Origin of the sequence: Helicobacter monodelphidis (assembly GCF_003288845.1) — a bacterium.
Lineage (GTDB): Bacteria > Campylobacterota > Campylobacteria > Campylobacterales > Helicobacteraceae > NHYN01.
The window spans coordinates 35614-57207 of the sequence record NZ_NHYN01000009.1; the positions used below are offsets into that span (position 1 = coordinate 35614).

Sequence of the window (21594 nt, forward strand, 5' to 3'; positions counted from 1 at the left end):
TTGATTTTATGACGCCATCGACTGAAATTTGTTTCCTTTTTTAGGAACAATGATGTGGCGATTACTATGCCGAATAACTTCTGATTCTAATCCATACACTGCTTGAATATTTTGGGTTGTTAAAATTTCACTCATTTTTCCCTGAACGAATACTTTTCCATCCCTCATTAAAACACCTTGACCACAAAATAAACTTGCCAGATTCAAATCATGAATTACAATAAGCATTGCCAAATGCATATCTTTAACCAAATGTTCACAAATCTCTAAAATTTCAATTGCATAACGCAAATCCAATGCACTTGTTGGTTCATCAAGCAATAATATCTGCGGTTCACTAATCAATGCCCTTGCAAGTAAAGTTCGCTGTAATTCTCCACCCGATAGAGTTTGTGTGTTTTGATGACGCATTTCCCACACATTTAAAAGTTTTGCAACTTCATAAACTTTTTGGTGATCTTTCTCGTTATGCGAAGCCCATAAGTTTGATTTATGTGGATACCTCCCCATATACAATAAATCTTCAACCCTCAAAGACATAGACAAGGAGGAATGCTGAGGAATGTATGCGATAGTTTGTGCAATTTTTTTTGGATTCATTTGCTGAATTGGTGTCCCAAAAAGATTTAAAATCCCTTTTGATGGCTGAATGCTTCCTAAAATTGTCTTCAATAAAGAGCTTTTTCCGCAACCATTTGCCCCCAAAACTCCTAACATCTCACCCCTGTGTAAGGTGATATTTAATCCATTCAAAACCTTCTTATCCCCATACTGTACATACAAATCTTGAATATTTAAGCACTCTTGCTGATTCATTAATGACCCCTTTTCAAAGCTAGATATAAAAATATTGGTGAACCAATAAATGCAGTAATAACGCCGATTGGAATTTGCGTAGGAGCAATTATCGTTCGACCTAAAGTATCGCAAATCAGCAAAAACAAACCACCCACAAGAAAACTTAAAGGTAGCAAAAATTGATGGTTGCTACTTCCAAGTGCTATACGAATGATATGTGGCACAATCAATCCAACAAAACCGATAATTCCGCTAAATCCTACACAAAATCCTACAGATAAAGACGCAACAATCAAGAGTTGTTTTTTTATTTTAAGTGTATCCACCCCTAAACTTCTTGCTTCATCATCACCACTCAACAAGATATTGAGCGTTTCGCGATGGTAATAAAAAAGTGCAATAGATAAAACCAATGGTATGCAGAGCAAAAAAATACGATTCCAATTTGATCCACCCAAATCACCCATTAGCCAAGCAACAATACGAAAAGAATCTTCACCAATCAAGTAAATATAGAATGTACTAAACGAGCCAATAAATGCTGACAATGCAATACCAATGATCAACAATGTTGTAATTCCTATCCCTTTAGAAATACTAAAAATAAGTAAGGTAAATACTGCACAAAAGATAAAACCCATCACACCAAAAAAAGCATCATTCAACCCTAGCATATAAGCAATAACTGCCCCCAAAGTTGCACTGGATGCAATACCAATAATATACGGGTCGGCAATAGGGTTTGCAAAAACACTTTGAATAACAACACCTGAACTTGCAAGCAAAGATCCGATAAGAATCGCCATAAGAATGCGAGGTGCACGGGCTTCTAATAAAATTTGTAAATCGTTTTGTGTGAATGAAAACAACGAAATTGAAACACTCCCCAAATTCAATGCAATAAGGGATATTAGACATAACGCCATAAAGCTAAAAATGTAGAACCGGGTAACCATCATTATAAACCCCTTAATGTATTTTTATAGTAAAAATTGTCCGCAATTATAGACATTGAAAGCTTAATATAATTTTAATAATGTGTATTATTTTTGAAATAAGCTTACTTTAAATGTTGTTAATACATTCGTCTATTAATAATAAATTCTAAAAAATTAATTTTAATATTTTTTTAAGAAAATAAATGATATAAACGCCTCCATAAAGACTCTCAAATCCCTTAAATAGGGATAAAAGACTCTTTAAATCCTTAAAAATTCAAGAATCGAGAAGAAATATGGCAAAAAATGATCTCTTAGGTGGTGCATTGTGGGACGCCTATTCAAATAAGGTAGCAGAAAGAATGGATAATCCAACTTTTTTGGGAGTAATTACTCAAGCGGATGCAGATGCAAAGGGTTATCAATTAGTTGTTGCTGACTATGGTGCTGAATCTTGTGGTGATGCCGTGCGTTTGTATTGGCTAGTTAACCCTAAAGATGATCGTATCATGGAAGCGAAATTTAAAAGTTTTGGGTGTGGAACAGCCATTGCAAGTTCAGACATGATGGCGGAGCTGACAATCGGTAAAACAGTCGATGAGGCAGTCAAAATTACTAATATTGATGTTGAGAAAGCACTTAGAGATGATCCCGATACACCTGCTGTACCGGGTCAAAAAATGCACTGTTCCGTGATGGCATATGATGTAATTAAAAAAGCGGCTTCTATCTACAAAGGTGTGGATATGGAAAGTTTTGAAGATGAAATTATTGTTTGTGAATGTGCACGTGTTTCTCTAGGAACACTGAAAGAAGTTATCAAACTCAATAAACTCACAACAATTGAACAGATTACGGATTACACGAAAGCAGGTGCTTTCTGTAAAAGCTGTATTCGTCCTGGTGGGCATGAGGAACGAGAATATTACCTCGTTGATATTCTTGCAGAATGCCAACAAGAAATGTTGGAGGAAGAATTAAAAACAAGAGCGGATATGGCAGACAACAATAATCTTGCTTTCTCTCAAATGACAATGGTGCAAAAAATAAAAGCGGTGGATTCCGTAATTGATATGCACATTCGACAAATGTTAATGATGGATGGTGGAAATATGGAGATTGTCGATTTGCGTGACTCAAGCGATGGGCATACAGATATTTATATTCGCTATCTCGGTGCTTGCTCTGGCTGTGCCGCAAGTTCTACTGGGACATTATTTGCGATTGAATCAATCTTGCAAGAAAAGCTTGATTCTTCTATTCGTGTTTTTCCAGTCTAATTACTTTTGATGATTGGGCTATAAATTGCTTAATCAGTTAATTGCATTCAGGTAAAAAACTGGATATTCACATATGTTATTCAGTCGTTTTACCTGATGTTTGCTAAGGTAATTGGTTTATTCACACTGAAGTAACCATTCAAGGCTTTTGTAGCCAACTTTAGGTCGATAAAATGAGAGATTTGAAAAATACACAACGGCGTATACAAAATTCACCCTCCTTTAAAAATGGCATTGCACAAAATCGTGAACCTATTCCAAGGTTTCGTCAAATTGAAAGTGCCTACAAAAAGCCATCTATAGCAAAAACCCTCTTTGAGCTTTTTGTCTTACCCAACCACCCCAAGAATATTCCTAGTATCAAGAGTTGTTTAAAAAATATTCAAGGGGATTATTTTGTATGGCTTGGGCATTCCTCTTGCCTATTACATATCAAAAATTTATTTTTTTTGATTGATCCCCTTTTTAAAGAAAATGGGTCACCTTTTGCATGGATTAATGTGCCTTTCAAAGGTAGCACACCCTTTTCCCTATCAGATTTACCGCCCATTACACATCTTATTATTACCCACAATCATTACGACCACTTAAGTAAATATACAATTAAAGCTTTAAGTCAACAGCAAATTCAGCAAGCCATTGTACCGCTTGGTATCGGAAAATATCTCAAATCTTGGGGAATCCCTGAAAAAAATATTATAGAATTAGATTGGGAAGAGAGTATCTGCATTGCAGAGAATATAGAATTATTTTGTTTGACGGCACGCCATTTTAGTGGACGAAAATTGGTCGATATGAATAAAACCTTATGGGCTTCCTTTCTACTGCAGACCAACAAAAGAAAAATCTATTTTAGTGGTGATGGTGGATATGGAGTACATTTTAAATCTATCGGAGAACGATTTAAACACATTGATTTGGCTTTCATTGAAAATGGGCAATATAGCAAGGATTGGCCTTTTGCACATATGTTTCCACATCAAACCTTTCAAGCTGCAAAAGACTTGAATGCAAAATTCCTTATGCCCATTCACAATTCTAAATATAAGCTTTCACTGCACAACCCCAATGAACCATTATCAGAACTTTATAAACTTTTACACAAAGAACAATCTTTAAAACTTATTACTCCAATAATTGGGCAGGTTGTGCCTTTATGGGATTCTCAATCAGCAGAAAATATAGAATCAATGCAATTTGATACTTGGTGGGAACAATTAGGAGGTTAATGCTAAATTTGCTTTGTTTTTACTGCCAATAATTTATGCTATAATACCCGCTTATTTTTAAAACTTCCTAGCAAAAACCCCAAAGTTCTTTAGTCTTTGGGATGAATGCTTATCGCTTTGTGCGATAAATTTAGGGTAGGAATTACCCGAAGTTACGCTTATAAAGATAGCACTAGTGGGGTATCAAAATATGGTAACATGCTTGATACTAACTATCTATCGATGAGGCAAGAAGCTCAGCCATCTTCAGTGGTTGGGTAATTCACGAAAGGAGTGTATCATGGGTCACAACATAAATGAAATAGAGATTATTGGTGCAAAAGAAAATAATCTTAAAAATATTCACCTCACTATTCCTAAAAATAAGTTGGTTGTTTTTACAGGATTGAGTGGTAGTGGCAAATCCACCCTCGCTTTTGACACTCTTTATGCCGAGGGACAAAGACGTTATATTGAATCTCTAAGTAGCTATGCTAGACAATTTTTAGATAAGATGGGCAAGCCTAATGTGGACAAAATCAATGGGCTAACTCCGGCTATCGCCATTGATCAAAAAAGTACAAGCAAGAATCCTCGTTCCACCGTTGGCACAATCACAGAAATTTATGACTATTTTCGTCTTCTTTATGCACGCATTGGAATGCAACACTGCCATCTTTGCGGGCAACCCATCTCAAAGATGAGTGCAAGCGATATCATTCAACAAGTTTTATTGATTCCTGAAAATTCTAAAATACTCATTCTTGCTCCAATTATTAAAGAAAAAAAAGGTTCTTTTGCAGATAAATTAGAATCTCTTCGGCATAAAGGTTATGTTCGTATGCAAATTGATGGCGTAATGGTTAGGCTTGATGAAGAAATTGAACTATCCAAAACTAAAAAGCATACATTGAAAGTTGTTATCGACCGCTTAAGCCGCACAGAAGAAAATAAAGAAAGGATTGCACAGGCTATCGAACATGCCCTTAAAGAATCCTATGGAGAAGTTGAAATTGAAATTTTATCTGAAGATCCTAAAAAACCCCAAATTCTACATTATAGCGAACATTTAGCTTGCTTTAATTGCAAGGTTAGTTTTGAACCATTAGAACCCCTTAGTTTTTCATTCAACTCTCCTAAAGGAGCTTGCCCTGAATGTGATGGTTTAGGTATTCGCTATGCTATTGATATGAAAAAGGTAATTGATGTCCATATCCCCTTAAATGAGGGTGGAATCAAGGTAATTTTCGGATTCAACAAAAGCTATTATTCAGAACTTTTTCATGCTTTTTGCCGGACAGAAAATATTGCCCCCTCCTCTACCTTTGAAGAGTTGCAAGCCCATCAACAAAAAGCTATTTTACATGGAAATGGGCAGGAAGTTGTGTTTGAATGGAAAGGTTCTTCTATTAAACGTGTCTGGAATGGCATTTTACAAATCGCTTATGATAGCTTCAAAGATAATAAAGAAATTAATGATTTTATGAGTGAAAAAATCTGTGATATGTGTTCCTCTCATCGGCTAAAAGCCTCTTCCTTGAGTGTAAAAGTCGCTTCCAAAGGAATTGGGGAGCTACTTGATTATTCAATTGAAAATTGTTATCGCTTTTTTGCTGAAGATTCACATTTTGGCTATTTAAGTCCACAACAAAAAATCATTGCTGAACCGATTTTAAAAGAAATCAAGGAAAGACTCTTTTTTTTGTATGATGTCGGGTTAGGTTATTTAAGCTTAGGACGAGATGCAAGAAGTATTAGTGGTGGAGAATCACAGAGAATTCGTATTGCAAGTCAAATCGGCAGTGGCTTAACGGGTGTGATGTATGTCCTTGATGAACCAAGCATTGGATTACATGAACGAGATACTTTAAGATTAATTAAAACTTTAAGAAATTTACAGGAAAAGGGAAATAGTGTTATTGTGGTCGAGCATGACAAAGAAACGATACTTGCAGCAGATTTTATTGTTGATATTGGGCCTGGTGCAGGTAAATTTGGTGGTGAAGTTGTTTTTGCAGGAGATAAAAAATCTTTACTAAAATCTCACACACAAACCGCTGACTATCTAACAGGCAGGAAAGAAATTAAATATTTTTACCGTCGTCCCCAAAAAAAATGGCTAACCATCGATCATGTCCACATTAACAATATTGAGGATTTAAGCGTAAATATTCCATTATCTAATTTTGTGTGTGTAACGGGCGTTAGTGGCAGCGGAAAGAGTTCCTTGATTCTACAAACCCTTTTACCTGTTGCACAAGAAATTCTCAATAATGCAAGAAAGGTGAAAAAAGTGGATGGCGTAAGTATTGAAGGCTTAGAACATTTGGATAAAGTAATTTATCTTGACCAAAGTCCAATAGGACGCACTCCAAGAAGTAATCCGGCTACCTACACAGGAGCGATGGACGATATTCGTTTAATTTTTGCAGAAACCAAAGAATCAAAAATTCGTGGATACAATGTGAGTCGCTTTAGCTTCAATGTTAAAGGAGGTCGGTGCGAAAAATGTCAAGGAGAAGGTGAGATTAAGATTGAAATGCACTTTCTGCCTGATATTTCCGTAAAATGTGATAGCTGTCAAGGAAAACGTTATAATCCCCAAACACTTGAAATAACCTACAAAGGGAAAAATATTGCTGATGTTTTAAATATGAGCGTAAATGAGGCTTTGGAATTTTTCAGTAGCATTCCAAAAATCGCTCAAAAACTTCAGACTTTGCAAGATGTCGGCTTAGGTTATATCACATTAGGGCAGAATGCAATTACACTAAGTGGCGGTGAAGCCCAAAGAATCAAGCTCGCAAAAGAATTGAGCAAGAAAGACACAGGTGCAACGCTCTACATTCTTGATGAACCCACGACAGGATTGCATTTTGCGGATATTGATCGCCTCACAAAAGTTTTGCATCATTTGAGTAGTTTAGGGAATAGTATTATCGTCATTGAACATAATCTCGATATGATTAAAAATGCAGACTATATCATTGATATTGGCCCTGAAGGTGGCGTTGGCGGAGGAAGAATTGTTGATTGTGGAACACCAGAAGAAATCATTGACAGACATCAACAAAGTGGGAGTTATACAGGCAAATTTTTGCATGAAGAGCTAAAATGATAAAATTTTTTAACTTCTTACTTGAAATTTTAGGTAATAAAGGAGTATAATAACCCTTGATGTTACTTTAAGGATTCTGCTTAAGGTAAGGAATTGAGTTGCTTTCTTTGTATTTTGGTAGAATTAAGGGTACATAAAAGCCCTTAAAAAATAAAGAAAGTTAGTTATCGTCACACACGATTGGGAGGGTTTTTTATGCGAAATGAAGAGATTGTTGAAGGATATCTCGGGATAACCACTGAACGCAAGAAAAGTCGGTTACCTGCGAAATTGGACTTCTGGCAGAGTGCAACAGGTGCTTTTTTAGGGTTGTTTATGATTGCTCATATGTTTTTTGTCTCTAGTATTTTACTAGGTGGCAATGCGATGTATGCCATTACAAAATTTTTTGAAGGAAGTTTTATTTTTGGTGCAGCGGGGCAACCTCTTGTTGTTAGTGGTGTTGCAGTTATCGTAATTCTTGCATTTGTAACACATGCATTTTTAGCATTGCGTAAGTTTCCTATCAACTATAGACAATTTATGCTTTTTCGAACGCACAAGAATATGATGCGTCACAGTGACACAAGTTTATGGTGGATTCAGGCATTGAGTGGTTTTGCACTTTTCTTTTTAGCAAGTGTGCATCTTTATACTGTTCTTGTCCAACCTCATACAATTGGACCTGAGGCATCTGGCTTTAGATTTGTTCACCAACATTATTGGTTACTTTACATTGTTCTTTTGTTCTGTGTTGAACTCCATGCTTCTATTGGCTTGTATCGGTTATGTGTTAAATGGGGCTGGTTTGAGAACTTTGGACTTCAGACTTTAAGAACGATAAAAAAAGCAATGAGTGCTTTTTTTATTATCTTGGGGCTTTGCACATTCGCTGCTTACGTTGTGCAAGGTATGAATTCTACTGCAACAAACATTGAAGAAGCACGTCAAAATGACTGGAATAATTATGGTCCTAAAGGAGTCAACTAATGAATATTACTTATTGTGATGCACTGATTATTGGTGGTGGTTTGGCTGGGCTTCGTGCTGGAGTAGCTGCAAGAGATAAAGGCTTAAGCACGATTATTCTTAGCCTTATTCCCGTAAAACGTTCTCACTCTGCAGCCGCACAAGGTGGAATGCAAGCAAGTCTAGGAAACTCTAAAATGAGTGATGGGGATAATGAAGACTTGCATTTTATGGATACTGTTAAAGGAAGTGACTGGGGTTGCGATCAACAGGTTGCAAGAATGTTTGTGACTACTGCACCAAAAGCGATTCGTGAACTTGCTGCATGGGGGGTTCCATGGACGAGAGTACAGAAAGGCACAAGGACTGCCGTAATTAATGGTGAAAAGAAACCAATTGTTGAAGAAGACTTTCGTCATGGCTTGATTCATTCAAGGGATTTTGGTGGAACAAAAAAGTGGAGAACCTGCTATACCTCTGATGCAACTGGACACACAATGCTTTTTGCGGTTGCAAACGAGTGCTTAAAGCGCGATGTAGACATTCGTGACAGAAAAGAAGCAATCGCACTCATCCACCAAAATAATCGTTGCTTTGGTGCAGTCGTACGCGATTTAGTTACGGGTGAAATTTCAGCCTATGTTGCGAAAGGGACGCTTATTGCAACAGGTGGTTATGGGAGAATTTATAAAAATACAACAAATGCTGTGGTTTGCGAAGGAACAGGTGCAGCCATTGCTCTTGAAACGGGTATTGCAAAACTCGGAAATATGGAAGCTGTGCAATTTCACCCTACACCATTATTTCCATCAGGTATCCTACTTACGGAAGGCTGTCGTGGTGACGGTGGTTTATTGCGCGATGTTGATGGTTATCGCTTTATGCCTGACTATGAACCAGAAAAAAAAGAATTGGCAAGCCGTGATGTGGTTTCACGTCGCATGATTGAACATATTCGTAAAGGTAAGGGAATTGATACTCCTTACGGAAAACACTTATGGCTTGATATTACAATTCTTGGCCGTGAACATATTGAAAGAAATTTACGCGATGTGCAAGAAATCTGTATGACATTTGCAGGAAAAGATCCCGCTGATGTATGGGTGCCTGTTCTTCCTATGCAACATTATTCGATGGGCGGAATCCGAACAGATAAGACGGGTGAAGCACAAGGGCTTAAGGGCTTATTTGTGGCTGGAGAAGCAGCTTGTTGGGATTTACACGGATTCAATCGCTTAGGCGGTAACTCTGTAAGCGAAGCTGTTGTTGCAGGCATGATTATTGGAGCATACTTTGCTGAATCATGTGCTGCCGCACAAACAGAAATCAAGACAGAAATTGTTGAAAAGTTTATAGAAGACCAAGTGGCTTACATTCAAGGTATTATTGACTCTAAGGGCGGTGAAGATGTTTATGTTATCAAGAATGCAATGAAGCAGATTATGGACGATAATGTGGGGATATTCAGAGATGGACCTCATCTTGAAAAAGCTGTTAAAGAACTTGAACAGCTCTATATTCGTTCTAAAAATATCAGTATTAAGAATAAACGCAAACATGCAAATCCAGAGCTAGAGGATGCATATCGTGTACCAAAGATGCTTAAAGTTGCACTTTGCGTTGCAAAAGGTGCTTATGATCGCACAGAGTCAAGAGGAGCACATAGCCGTGAGGATTATCCAAAACGAGATGATGTAAATTGGTGTAAGCGAACATTAACCTCATGGAAGGATCCGAATCAAACATTACCGGGTGTAGAATATGAGGAATTGGATATTATGTCGATGGAAAGTGCACCTGGCTATCGTGGATATGGTGCAAAAGGAAACTATATCGAAAATCCCAAGAGCGTGGAAAGGCAAGAACAAATTGATAGAATCCGTAGCGAAATGGAAGCACAGGGCAAAGATAGACATGAAATTCAACATGCCCTTATGCCATTTGAATTACCTTTGAACTACAAAGAGAGAAATGAACGAATAGGAGATAAAAAATAATGGGTAGAAAGCTAACACTTAAAATCTTCAAATACGATCCCGCTAATGTTGCATCAAAGCCTCATTTCAAGGAATACACTATTGAGGAAACGGATTCAATGACAGTGTTCATTGTATTAAATCTCATTCGCGAACAACATGACCCTGATTTGAATTTTGACTTTGTTTGTCGGGCAGGTATCTGTGGGAGTTGTGCGATGATGATTAATGGACAACCGCGTCTTGCGTGTAGAACATTGACTAAAGATATTACTGATGGCATCATTACCATTATGCCTCTTCCGGCGTTTAAACTCATTAAAGACCTTTCTGTAGATACTGGAAATTGGTTTAATGGCATGAGTAAAAGAGTAGAAAGCTGGATTCACTCGCAAGAGCAAGTTGATATTTCTAAGCTTGAAAAACGTATTGAACCTGATGTTGCTGATGAAGTTTTTGACCTTGATCGTTGTATTGAGTGTGGTTGCTGTATTGCCGGCTGTGGAACAAAGCTTATGCGTGAAGAGTTTGTTGGCGGTGCTGGAATGAATCGTGTTGTACGGTTTATGCTTGACCCACATGATAATCGCACCGATGAAGACTGGTTTGAGATTGTAGGAGATGATAATGGCGTATTTGCTTGTATGTCTTTACTTGCATGCCATGACTATTGCCCTAAACATTTGCCTCTCCAGAGTAAGATAGCTTACCTAAGGCGTAAAATGGTTGCAATTGGTAAATAAAATGTATTTTTGCATTCCCTCCAGTATGGAGGGAATCGCCACAAATCTTTACCTCCTCTAAGATTGAAGCTTTTGTCAACTACCCCACTTTATCTTTTATCACATAAGATTCTCTAATTGTTTCTCTCTAATCCAATTTATAAAGAATTCAGACTCAAGCAAATCTTACTTAACTCATCACTCCGAATCTTTACTAAATAGCTAATAAATTATTTTAAACATTTTTTAGATATTCAAAAGGATGGCTTTAAGCTCAAAAATAAAAACAATAAACAATTCTAGATAGAGAAAAGATTTAAAGCTTTGTGAGTTTTAAATAGTCATTAAAGGACTATAGAAGCTGATAAAATTTTATCAAAACTTCTAACCTATTTTTAAAAACTCCATGAAAGAATGTATCAATGAGAAATACAGATTCTCAATAAATGACAACAGACATTAATGCTAATTATAACATATACAAACAAGTAAGTAGATTTAACTCAAGCCAAATTTACACCCAAAGACTTGATAGCTCTGCAAAAAGTAGTAAAATTATTCTAGGGTTTTATCAGCTTATGAGAACGGTTATATTAGCCTTCAAATTAAGATAAGCATTGAACTTTTATAAAATAATCACACAATCCAAAAACATCAACACCGACAAAGAGTTAGAAAACTACAGAACACTTAGAAAATTTTGTAAGAGTTCACAAAACAGCTATAAAAATATTTCAAAAACTTACAGAATACAACTAAAAAAACCTTCAATAATATAAAACTAAAATATTTATTGACAACCCTCACATTCAATAGAACGATCAATCGCCTCTTCCTCTAAACTTTGGATAGCCTCTGGACTCTGGCTACGAAGATAATAAGTTGACTTTAATCCTAACTTCCACGCATTAAAATAAATATCATTTAAATATTTTCCACTTGCCTTATCAAGAGTGATAAAAATATTTGTACTTTGTCCTTGATCTATCCATTTTTGACGAATTGCTGCTGCCTTGATCAACAAATTTTGATCCAATTCATACGCAGACTGATAGAATTTCCAATTATCCAAATTCAAATTTGGGACAACAACAGGAATAATTCCACTCAAATTCTCTTCAAACCATTTTCGTTTATAAATGGGTTCAATCGTTTGGGTTGTACCCACAAGAATGCTGATAGAACTTGTCGGTGCAATAGCCATTAAATAACCATTACGAATACCATTTTTTTTCACCTTTTCTTTCAGGGCTAACCAATCACAATTCTCTTCAAATAATCCACCACGATCTACAAGCTTTTTTGCTTCCGTCCGTGCAAGATCAATAGGGAATATCCCTTTACTCCAATTAGAACCCTCAAAAAGACTATAGCTACCTTTCTCGATAGCCAAATCACAACTTGCAGAAATTGCATTAAAACTGATATGCTCCATTAGAATATCAATTTTCTTAAAATGTTCTTCACTGCCCCAAATAATGCGATTTTCAGCAAGCATCTGTGCTTCACCCATGATCCCAAGCCCAATAGAACGCGTTTGCATATTTGTTATTTTCACTTTGCGTGTAGGATAAAAATTAAGATTAATCACATTGTCAAGCATTCTAATTGCTGTTGGAACAATACGTTTAATATCCGCTATAGTATTAATTTTTGATAAATTGATACTGGCTAAATTACACACCGCACTGCATCCATCAATCCCCTCCCTCCTTGCAATAAAAATCTTTTCACCATTTAGAGAATCTATTGATGTCAGCTTATTTGCTTTTTTAGTAATACCACTATCCACTTGAACTTGATCATTTTCTTGAAAATATCGAATCTCTCCACTTTCAAACTCAACACAAATACGATAATGATTTGGTTCTGTATTTTGAAAAATTTCTGTGCATAGATTACTTGAACGGATAATACCACTATGCGCATTTGGATTTGCACGGTTTGCATTATCCTTAAAACACAAAAAAGGTGCTCCCACTTCAAAATAGTTTGTTAAAATTTTTTTCCACAATTCTTTTGCACTTATACTCTCCTTGATAATGCCATCCATCATCTCATACTCTAAGTAACGTTTCTCAAATTCTTCACCATACAAATCCGTTAAATCACTGCATTCATAAGGGTCAAGAAGTGTCCAATAAGAATTTTCCTCTACGCGTTTCATAAAGAGGTCGCAAATCCACAATGCCGGAAATAGATCATGTGCTCTTCGCCTCTCCTCACCACTATTTTTCTTCAAATCAATAAAATCAAAAATATCTGTATGCCAAACTTCCAAATAAACACTAATTGCACCCTTGCGTGTCCCTAGCTGATCAACTGCCACAGCAACATCGTTGGTAATTTTTAAAAAAGGGACAACACCTCCAGCTGCATTCCTATGCCCATCAATAAAACTTCCAAGCCCCCTAACTTTAGAATAATCCCAACCAATTCCACCACCATATTTAGAGAGCAGAGCCATTTCCTTGTAGGAATCAAAAATACCCTCAATATTATCTGGCGTACTACCCACATAGCAAGAACTCAACTGATGACGTGGAGTTCTTGCATTGCTCAATGTCGGCGTTGCTGCCATTACTTCAAACTTAGAAAGCATATCATAAAATTTAATTGCCCATTCATTGGGAGATTGTTCGTTTTGAGAGAGAAACATCGCAATTGCCATAAACATATGTTGGGGGAGTTCTATAGGCTTTCCTTGTTCATCTTTTAACAAATAGCGATCATAAAGTGTCTTAATACCTAAGTAGTTAAACTGCAAATCTCGTTCAGGGCGAATATGAGAATCCAAAAGATCTAAATCAAATTTTTCCTTTACACCTCGCACAATTCTACCGCATTCTTCCCCTTTGTTGAAATAATCTTGCAGACGCCCATAACCCGTATTTTCACCCTTAATAACATAGTCTTTCGGTTTTGTTTGATTTATGTTATGCATAACTTTATGGTATAAATCATATAAAAAAAGCCGTGCTGCAACAAATGTCCAATCAGGACGATCAATATCAATCTTGCTGACGGCTGTTTGAATCAATGTTTGCTGAATCTCCTCTGTAGTAATTCCATCACGAAATTGGATTCTTGCATCAACCTCTAATTCACTCTGGCTGACTTCTAAACCATCAACCGCCTGATAGGTAAATTTTTGAATTTTACCCACATCTAAAAGTTCAATACGTCCACTTCTTTTAATAACTTTTAGCCCTGTCATCATTTCATAACCTCCTTAAGAAAAACCTATTCTATATAATCTACTTATTTTCTAGCATTCCTACGACGTTGTGTAGGGTCTAAGAATTTTTTTCGGATTCTTAAGTTTTGTGGCGTAACTTCTAAAATTTCATCATCCATAATCCATTCTAAAGCTCTTTCTAAGCTGAGAGCACGCGGGGGAGTGAGTTTAATTGCCTCTTCTGCCCCACTAGAACGCATATTAGTAAGATTTTTTGTTTTAATTGGATTCACATCCAAATCATTTTCACGGCTATGCTCCCCAACAATCATACCTACATAAACCTTTGTTTGGGGGCAGATAAACAATACCCCCCTATCTTGCAAGTTAAACAAGGCAAATCCACTTGCTTCACCATTCTCCATAGACACTAAAGCACCATTACTACGTCCTTCAAAACTACCACTATATTCTCTAAATTCTAAAAAAGAATGGTTCATAACGCCTTCACCCTTTGTATCAGTTAAAAATTCACCCCGATAGCCAATCAAAGAACGTGCTGGAATCTCAAATTCAAGCCTTGTATAGCCATCACCCATCGGATTCATTGCTTTTAATTCCGCCTTTCGTTTGCCCAATTTCTCAATCACTGCACCGCTATAATCCTGAGGAGTATCAATCACTAAATGCTCAAAAGGTTCTAGCTTTTTACCTCCATCTTCCTTAATGATAACTTCAGGACGCGAAATAGAAAATTCAAACCCCTCCCTCCTTAAGTTCTCTGCTAAAATCGTAATTTGCAATTCTCCACGTCCACTAATCTTAAATTTTCCTTCACCAATCTCATCACACTTCATTGCAATATTAACCTGCATTTCTTTTGTAAATCGATCTTTGAGCTTATTTGCTGTAACATGTTTTCCTTCCTGTCCAGCAAAAGGACTATCATTTACCGCAAAATAGACACTCATTGTAGGCTCTTCAAGGTGCATGGGGTCAAGCGGCATAGGATTTTCTGGATCTACAATAGAATCTCCTACATCAATTGCATTGAATCCCGCAATCGCAACAATATCCCCTGCTTGTGCGGATTCTATCTCCGTACGTGCAAGCCCTAAGAATCCGATTAATTTTGTAATCCTTCCAACCTCTTTTTCACCATCACCCTTTGCCAAAAGTACAGTATCACCTTTTTTAATAATGCCATTAAAAACTCTTGCAATTCCAATTTTTCCTACATAATTATCATAATCTAAAGTAAAAACTTGCATCTGTAAAGCATTTTCGCTGTTTCCACTCGGGCAAGGAACAGATTCTAAAATTGTTTCAAATAAAGGCTTTAAATCCTTCTTTTCATCTTCCAGATTTTTCATAGCATAGCCATCGCGTGCGGCAGCATAAACAATAGGAAACTCAAGTTGTTCATCGCTTGCACCCATTGCAACAAATAAATCAAATACTTCATCAACAACACGGTCTGGCTCTGCGGCGGGCTTATCGATTTTATTCACAACAACAATTGGACGAATCCCAAAACTTAATGCTTTTTTAACAACAAATTTTGTTTGAGGCATCACCCCTTCTTGTGCATCAACCAACAACAACACACCATCAACCATCTTTAAAACTCGTTCCACTTCTCCACCAAAATCAGCATGGCCGGGTGTATCAATAATATTAATTTTCGTTCCTTGATAGTTGATTGCTGTATTCTTGGAAAGAATCGTAATTCCGCGTTCTTTTTCAAGATCATTGCTATCCATAACCCTTTCACTAACTTGTTCATGACTTGAAAAAATTCCTGACTGACGCAATAGCCCATCAACTAAAGTTGTTTTTCCATGATCCACATGGGCGATAACTGCAATATTTCTGATACTCTGCATATTTTTTTGCCTAATTTCTATAAGATTATTTTTGTTACTTTTTAACACAGATAGCAACAAAAAAAGAAAACGCATTCTATCTAATTCTTTAAAAAAACATTCTTAAAAAAAGGATTCAAAAATAGGCATCATTATGCAAATTCAATTTTATATAACTTTAAAAATTGTTGCTATATAATTGAGCCAATTTTACATGGGAGAGTCAAATGCTAGATAGGGTTTTTAGTATCGCTGGTTTAATCAGCCACGATAAAGCTTTTGAGATTGGTTTTTATACGGTTTTGGTTGCAGTGATTGCTTTGGTTTTGGCGAAGATGGCAACGCGTTCTTTGCAAATTGTTCCCGGAACAACGCAGAATGTATTTGAAGCACTCTTGGGGGGTATTTTAGACTTGGCAAAGGAAGTAATAGGGGAAGAAAAAGCAAGAAAGTATCTACCTTTAACCGCAACATTAGCCATATTCATCTGCTTGGCAAATCTGATTGGTATCGTGCCAGGCTTTGAAGCTCCTACCTCAAACTTAAATTTTACATTGACGCTCGCTATAGTGGTTTTTGTGTACTATAACTTTGAGGGAATCCGCACATTTGGAGTTGTTAAATATTTTGCACATTTTGCTGGACATATCATTTGGCTTGCACCCATTATGTTTGTTATTGAAATTATCTCTCATTGTTCTCGTATAGTTTCCTTATCTTTCCGTCTCTTTGGAAATATTAAAGGTGATGATATGTTTTTAATCGTGATGCTTTTCCTTGCTCCATGGTTTGCACCACTTCCTGCATTCCTAATTCTTACCTTTATGGCATTCTTGCAAGCATTTATCTTTATGATTTTAACTTATGTGTTCCTATCTGCTGCCGTTTTAGAGCAGGAACACTAAAAATTTTACTGCTTCCTAAAAAAGAAGGAAGGGAAGGGTGGTGCGATGAAAAAGTATCTCATCACGGATCCCACTCTCTATCCTCCTTCACATTTCTTTTCTCTACTAGAATCTGCATTTCAAAGGCATTCTCCTAATATTGCCTTATTAAGAGGTTATGATGCTCAAGAATTTGCATCTAGTTTTATCTCTTTATGTCATCGCTATAATGTTTTAGCTTTCATAAGTGGAAATTTAAAAATCGCCATACAAAAGGGGTTTGATGGTGTTCACTTTAAAAGTACACAAATTCAGCAACTTAAAGAAAAACCAGATAATATCCTTTCGTTTTATAGTGCCCATTCTTTACAAGATATATTGTCTGCACAACAATATTGTGCAGACGCCGTTACACTTAGCCCCATCTTTAAAACCCCAAACAAAGGAGAGCCATTGGGCATACAATATCTTGTAAGGATATTACATGACTCACGCATCAACATTGATATTTTTGCTTTAGGCGGAATCTTAAGCCACCATATTCATCAATTGCAGAATCTACCTCTTGCTGGGTTTGCTGCCATTCGTTATTTTGCTGATTTAAATAATACTTAACTTATATAAGAACACTAAAAAAACCCTAATTAACAGGGGGCAAACTTTAAGGTATTCCTCTATAAGAATAGGCTAGATTCTGAAAGTTACTTGTTTATCTTTTGTGCCAAAAGTGTCTCCTTGCCTCAAAAAAGATTTTAAATATCGTTTATCAATTTGATTAAAACCTTGTGGATTTGATACAAGCTTCACTTGAATATTTTGGACATCTTGAAGCTTCTTAAGTTTTACAGCTACATTCACTACAACTTGTATATCTGCTTTGAAACTTCCTTTTATTTTTTCTGCTTTTACACTCTCAATTTCTTTTAAATTATAGCCCATAGATTCTAGCCATTCTTTTGCTAAATTATTATTTTCCCAATCATTAAAAGTATTGATTACAAAATTTTCATTTCTAAAACCATCTTTAGCGGTTTTTGAACCAAGTTCTACCTTATCCATTAGGCACATCTTTTTTAGTTATCATTTTTAAAATATTACTCGCAATATCTTCTATCACATTTACACTCATAGCATTTCCGGCTTGTCTTAAAATATCACTTGTTTTAAGATTTTTAATTTTATTTTGTAAATTTGGTAATTTATTAAATCCCTGCAATGCTAAAGCCTCTAAAGCACTTAACTTATAAAGAACCCCATTAAACACATAAAGCAAACCTTGCCTATCTCTTCTTAGCGTTGGAATTTTATTTTTATAGATTCTTAAATCACTTTGCCTCGTATCAATGATTAAAAAATCATATTTTAAGAGTTCATCTAAATTAATTCGATTAATATTATATTTATTATTAATATATTTTAAAAAAGTCTTATAAGATTCTACATTATTATCAAATATATTTTCATTGCTTGGATTTAAAAAATCTTTTATTTGTATCTTAGAATCTTGAAAAATTTTTGTTTCGAAAGAGAATTTAATTCCCAAATCTTTTCTTATTCCAACAAAATATACTCTTTCTCTACTCTGTGGTAAATCAAAATCTAAAGTATTTAAGAGTTGATGGGAGACATTATAACCGCAAGATTCTAATAATTCTAATATTATTTTAAGCGTTTCGCCCTTGTTATGACTCATTAAACCTTTAACATTTTCAAGGATAAAATAACTTGGTTGCTTGATTGCTAGGATCTTGCTTAAATAAAAAATTATTTGTCCTTTATCCAAATTCTCTAGCCCCTCTCTTTTACCCACAATACTAAAAGTTTGACAAGGGAATCCAGAAATAAGCAAATCAAAATCAGGTAAATTATATGGATTAATATTTGTCAAGTCCCCTAATTCTAGCTCATTGGTTGTGTCAAAAAAGCTTTTATAAGTCTTAATTGCTTCTTTGTCAATCTCGCTAAACCCAAGACATTGAAAGCCATTGAGTTCTAATCCTAGTCGCCCACCACCAATGCCACTACAAAAATCTATAAAAGTCAAACCCATTTACCTCCTCCTTAACCTTGTAGTCTAGCATATAATTCTCCTGATAATATCTTCGCTGAAAATATTATATCTTCTATCTTCCAAGTTATGTCATTAAATATTATGCCACTATCGCTAGAATCTTTGTATATAGAGGCAATTTAAGAGAAAATATTTTTGGTATTTATTGGTAAAGAACAATTTGTACCCCGCCCCTATAAAAAGCTCATGTCATCTGTATTTATACTAAAATTATATCTCTTAATATTATCAAATGAAGATTATTTTACAAAACATAAACCAGAAATTGTTCCTTTTAAATTTAAAAGACACTATTAATGCAAGATAGACCATACAAAAAATCCATCACTTCAGGTAATTAGTGATACCGCTTCATTAGCTTTAAATGTAAAAGTAACGAAGTTGCAATAAAAACGGAGCCAATCGCAAATTGAATGGAATTTTCAATATCCCGCCCAAAGAAAAGAAAATTAATAAGAATCGCCAAAGGAATAAGAACATTATTCATAATAGCCAAAATACCGCTATCAACAAGACAAGCTCCCCGATTCCATAAAAAATAAGAAAGACCCGAAGCAATAATTCCTAAATAAAATAAAATTCCCCACTGAATCGCTGTTGTAGGAAGATTTTCCCCATTCCCAAAAAAGAGAAAACTAAAAGCACCCACCATCAATGCCCCCAAATAAAAATACCCAAAACATTCACTTTGCTTAATATTGCTTTCATTTTCAATTACAAACTTATACAAACTCTGCCCCGCACCAAAACAGAGATTTGCAACCTGGATCAATAAAAAACCAATTAAGAAATGGCTATTGATTGAGCCATACTTAATAATATATGCCCCCAACACTGCAATAAAAATACTCAATAGATACCAAGCACGAAAATGTTTAGAACAAATATCATAAATAAGAGTAACATAAAAGGGTGTAAAAATTGTAAACAACGCAACTTCAGACACACTTAAGTATAAAAAAGACTGGTAGTAGCAAATATACATTATTCCAATCTGAATTGCCCCAATTCCAATTAGTTTTAATTTTAAAGCTCCACAAATTTTCCAATTTATTAGTGGAGCAAACACAAGAAAAGCCAATCCAAAGCGAACAAGAATAGAAAAATAATTATCAACACTCCCAGCCAGATAATGTCCAATTAGTGGAAAAGAAAATGCCCAGATGATACTCACAATCACTAAATAAGCCAAGTAAGTATCTCCTTAATAATAAAACTATACTCTCATTTCTAAAGCATGTTGCCAAAACTCAGCTTCAAGTCTTACAACATTATGAAAGATATGACTTAACTTATTAAATTTTTCATCACTAACATTATAGGTATTCAAAAATTCCTCAAACTCCTGCGTTTCCTTCTGAAATTCCTCGCCTGCATAAGTTAAAATCCATTCCCTGTATGGATGATTTTCAAGAGAATGTTGAGAATTTTTAAAAACCTCTTTCCCAATATACGCATAACCTATTGCACAAGCACTTAGTGCAACAAGCATATCAAGAAAATCCCCGCTCTCCCCTACGCTAAGCATATAACGCGTATAAGCAATATTCGTGATACTTTCATCTTTTGCACACAAATTATCTACATCAATCCCAAGTTGCAAAATACTTTTATGTAGTTCGATTTCACCTTCAATAATGTATTGCTGAAACTTCATTGCAAAACGTAACTCCTTAGCATTATCTGCATTCAAGGCAAGTCTCGCATAACATTTTGCATAGTTAATAAGGTACATGTAATCCTGCTTAAGATAAAACAAGAATTTTTCCTTTTCTAAACTTCCATCTTCTAACCTTTTCACAAAACAATGATGAAGGTAACTATCCCATATCGCTGCATTTTCTTTGATTAATCGCTGAAATAACATTTATTCTCCTTTGTAATTATAATACGGATTATAGCTCAAGAGGGCTAAATTATGCTAGATTATATTAATCATTATGGTGATTTATATACGCACATGTGTGAATTTTACACAAGAAGTGTCGCAAGATGGCTAGACTTCTATCTTTCTTACGCTAAAAAAACACACAAAATCCTAGAACCGCTGTATGGCAATGGGGTTTTTAACCCCCTCTTTTCAAAGAAAATTCAATAATATTGGTGTAGATTCTTCCCTAAAAATACTTAAGCAATCACAACACAAAACCCCTTATATACAAAATTCTACAGGCTAATATAATAAATAATTTATAATTAATTAACTTTATTATATTTTATTAAACTAGGATATATTTCGTTACTTACAGACATAGAATTGTGCAAAAAATAAAAAAGAATGCAAGATTTCTATTTAAGTCAAGACAGATGAAAGATTTAATATAATTTAAAAAATAAATACCACCATAATCCACATTCACAAACGCAATTTTCGCCCAACATTTATGAATTATACCAAGAGAGGCAATTACTAAAAAGTGAATCAATGGCATTCTAAACACATCTTTATTAACTTGGAAACAGGTATTTATCCTTCCAAAAACTCCCTGCTAACAATGATTTTTATGTGAATACAATTATATAGATAATCCGCTTATACAATATTTGTTGACTTATCTTAAGATATTAATAAGAGTTATTATAATATACTTTCTCGTTTTTATTACAA

Annotated in this window: 17 protein-coding genes; 9 read left to right on the top strand and 8 right to left on the bottom strand. The window is 35.3% G+C overall.

All coding sequences use genetic code 11. From position 1 onward, the window contains the following. Positions 1-6 precede the first annotated feature (6 nt). Both CCZ01_RS05285 and CCZ01_RS05290 read right to left on the bottom strand, forming a co-directional pair. Positions 7-816, bottom strand: a complete 810-nt coding sequence (locus tag CCZ01_RS05285; RefSeq protein ID WP_112052187.1) for an ABC transporter ATP-binding protein — start codon at positions 814-816, stop codon at positions 7-9. After that, positions 816-1757, bottom strand: coding sequence for a FecCD family ABC transporter permease (locus CCZ01_RS05290; RefSeq protein WP_258436776.1), 942 nt, complete (start codon positions 1755-1757; stop codon positions 816-818). Before CCZ01_RS05290 ends, CCZ01_RS05285 begins: the two co-directional genes overlap by 1 nt. A 275-nt stretch (positions 1758-2032) precedes the next feature. On the opposite strand from CCZ01_RS05290, the gene CCZ01_RS05295 reads away from it, so the two are divergent. The 6 genes from CCZ01_RS05295 to CCZ01_RS05325 all read left to right on the top strand — a co-directional run bounded on the left by CCZ01_RS05295 (position 2033) and on the right by CCZ01_RS05325 (position 11009). Next, positions 2033-3016 (top strand): iron-sulfur cluster assembly scaffold protein, encoded by a 984-nt coding sequence (locus CCZ01_RS05295; RefSeq protein WP_112052188.1) that lies wholly within the window; start codon positions 2033-2035, stop codon positions 3014-3016. Positions 3017-3198: 182 nt separating this feature from the next. Continuing rightward, entirely contained in the window at positions 3199-4245 is a 1047-nt protein-coding gene (locus CCZ01_RS05300; RefSeq protein WP_181566329.1) for an MBL fold metallo-hydrolase, read from the top strand. A 280-nt stretch (positions 4246-4525) separates the two neighbouring features. Further along, positions 4526-7342 (top strand): excinuclease ABC subunit UvrA, encoded by a 2817-nt coding sequence (gene uvrA, locus CCZ01_RS05310; RefSeq protein WP_112052190.1) that lies wholly within the window; start codon positions 4526-4528, stop codon positions 7340-7342. 195 nt (positions 7343-7537) lie between these two features. Further along, complete coding sequence (locus CCZ01_RS05315; protein WP_112052191.1) at positions 7538-8311, top strand: fumarate reductase cytochrome b subunit; 774 nt, start codon at positions 7538-7540, stop codon at positions 8309-8311. After that, a complete protein-coding gene (locus tag CCZ01_RS05320) occupies positions 8311-10287 on the top strand; it encodes a fumarate reductase flavoprotein subunit (protein WP_112052192.1) in 1977 nt (658 codons plus the stop codon). Before CCZ01_RS05315 ends, CCZ01_RS05320 begins: the two co-directional genes overlap by 1 nt. Beyond that, positions 10287-11009: a fumarate reductase iron-sulfur subunit gene (locus CCZ01_RS05325; RefSeq protein ID WP_112052193.1), complete on the top strand. Its 723-nt coding sequence runs from the start codon at positions 10287-10289 to the stop codon at positions 11007-11009. The genes CCZ01_RS05320 and CCZ01_RS05325 overlap by 1 nt, the downstream gene beginning before the upstream one ends. 769 nt (positions 11010-11778) lie before the next feature. On the opposite strand, the gene CCZ01_RS05330 is transcribed toward CCZ01_RS05325, so the two are convergent. Beyond that, positions 11779-14205, bottom strand: coding sequence for a ribonucleoside-diphosphate reductase subunit alpha (locus CCZ01_RS05330; protein ID WP_458692857.1), 2427 nt, complete (start codon positions 14203-14205; stop codon positions 11779-11781). 44 nt (positions 14206-14249) lie between these two features. Then, positions 14250-16052 carry a translational GTPase TypA gene (typA, locus tag CCZ01_RS05335; protein ID WP_112052209.1) on the bottom strand — a complete coding sequence of 601 codons (1803 nt, stop codon included), beginning with the start codon at positions 16050-16052 and terminating at the stop codon, positions 14250-14252. A gap of 206 nt (positions 16053-16258) precedes the next feature. On the opposite strand from typA, the gene CCZ01_RS05340 reads away from it, so the two are divergent. Continuing rightward, positions 16259-16936 (top strand): F0F1 ATP synthase subunit A, encoded by a 678-nt coding sequence (locus tag CCZ01_RS05340; RefSeq protein ID WP_112052195.1) that lies wholly within the window; start codon positions 16259-16261, stop codon positions 16934-16936. A 45-nt stretch (positions 16937-16981) separates the two neighbouring features. Next, the gene (locus tag CCZ01_RS05345) at positions 16982-17530 is read left to right on the top strand and encodes a thiamine phosphate synthase (RefSeq protein ID WP_112052196.1); all 549 of its coding nucleotides are present in this window, start codon (positions 16982-16984) and stop codon (positions 17528-17530) included. Between the two features lie 72 nt (positions 17531-17602). Here the strand turns inward: CCZ01_RS05345 and CCZ01_RS05350 are convergent, their stop codons facing one another. The 4 genes from CCZ01_RS05350 to tenA form a co-directional block, all read right to left on the bottom strand. Continuing rightward, a complete protein-coding gene (locus tag CCZ01_RS05350) occupies positions 17603-17974 on the bottom strand; it encodes a PDDEXK family nuclease (RefSeq protein ID WP_112052197.1) in 372 nt (123 codons plus the stop codon). Then, complete coding sequence (gene dcm / locus CCZ01_RS05355) at positions 17967-18965, bottom strand: DNA (cytosine-5-)-methyltransferase (RefSeq protein WP_181566330.1); 999 nt, start codon at positions 18963-18965, stop codon at positions 17967-17969. Before dcm ends, CCZ01_RS05350 begins: the two co-directional genes overlap by 8 nt. Positions 18966-19323: 358 nt before the next feature. Further along, complete coding sequence (locus CCZ01_RS05360; protein WP_112052198.1) at positions 19324-20178, bottom strand: EamA family transporter; 855 nt, start codon at positions 20176-20178, stop codon at positions 19324-19326. 24 nt (positions 20179-20202) lie between these two features. Further along, entirely contained in the window at positions 20203-20853 is a 651-nt protein-coding gene (gene tenA, locus CCZ01_RS05365; protein WP_112052199.1) for a thiaminase II, read from the bottom strand. 51 nt (positions 20854-20904) lie between these two features. Here tenA and CCZ01_RS10230 point away from each other — a divergent pair, with 51 nt between their 5' ends. After that, on the top strand, positions 20905-21084 hold the full coding sequence (locus CCZ01_RS10230) for an SAM-dependent methyltransferase (protein WP_146745218.1): 180 nt from the start codon (positions 20905-20907) through the stop codon (positions 21082-21084). Positions 21085-21594: the final 510 nt, after the last annotated feature.

Bases quoted from the DNA above. Each gene is read 5' to 3' on its own strand.
- typA (WP_112052209.1), bottom strand. From the start codon at position 16,052: ATGCAGAGTATCAGAAATATTGCAGTTATCGCCCATGTGGATCATGGA.
- tenA (WP_112052199.1), bottom strand. From the start codon at position 20,853: ATGTTATTTCAGCGATTAATCAAAGAAAATGCAGCGATATGGGATAGT.
- CCZ01_RS05350 (WP_112052197.1), bottom strand. From the start codon at position 17,974: ATGGATAAGGTAGAACTTGGTTCAAAAACCGCTAAAGATGGTTTTAGA.
- CCZ01_RS05340 (WP_112052195.1), top strand. From the start codon at position 16,259: ATGCTAGATAGGGTTTTTAGTATCGCTGGTTTAATCAGCCACGATAAA.
- dcm (WP_181566330.1), bottom strand. From the start codon at position 18,965: ATGGGTTTGACTTTTATAGATTTTTGTAGTGGCATTGGTGGTGGGCGA.
- CCZ01_RS05285 (WP_112052187.1), bottom strand. From the start codon at position 816: ATGAATCAGCAAGAGTGCTTAAATATTCAAGATTTGTATGTACAGTAT.
- CCZ01_RS05290 (WP_258436776.1), bottom strand. From the start codon at position 1,757: ATGATGGTTACCCGGTTCTACATTTTTAGCTTTATGGCGTTATGTCTA.
- CCZ01_RS05320 (WP_112052192.1), top strand. From the start codon at position 8,311: ATGAATATTACTTATTGTGATGCACTGATTATTGGTGGTGGTTTGGCT.
- CCZ01_RS05325 (WP_112052193.1), top strand. From the start codon at position 10,287: ATGGGTAGAAAGCTAACACTTAAAATCTTCAAATACGATCCCGCTAAT.
- CCZ01_RS10230 (WP_146745218.1), top strand. From the start codon at position 20,905: ATGCTAGATTATATTAATCATTATGGTGATTTATATACGCACATGTGT.
- CCZ01_RS05315 (WP_112052191.1), top strand. From the start codon at position 7,538: ATGCGAAATGAAGAGATTGTTGAAGGATATCTCGGGATAACCACTGAA.
- uvrA (WP_112052190.1), top strand. From the start codon at position 4,526: ATGGGTCACAACATAAATGAAATAGAGATTATTGGTGCAAAAGAAAAT.
- CCZ01_RS05345 (WP_112052196.1), top strand. From the start codon at position 16,982: ATGAAAAAGTATCTCATCACGGATCCCACTCTCTATCCTCCTTCACAT.
- CCZ01_RS05330 (WP_458692857.1), bottom strand. From the start codon at position 14,205: ATGACAGGGCTAAAAGTTATTAAAAGAAGTGGACGTATTGAACTTTTA.
- CCZ01_RS05295 (WP_112052188.1), top strand. From the start codon at position 2,033: ATGGCAAAAAATGATCTCTTAGGTGGTGCATTGTGGGACGCCTATTCA.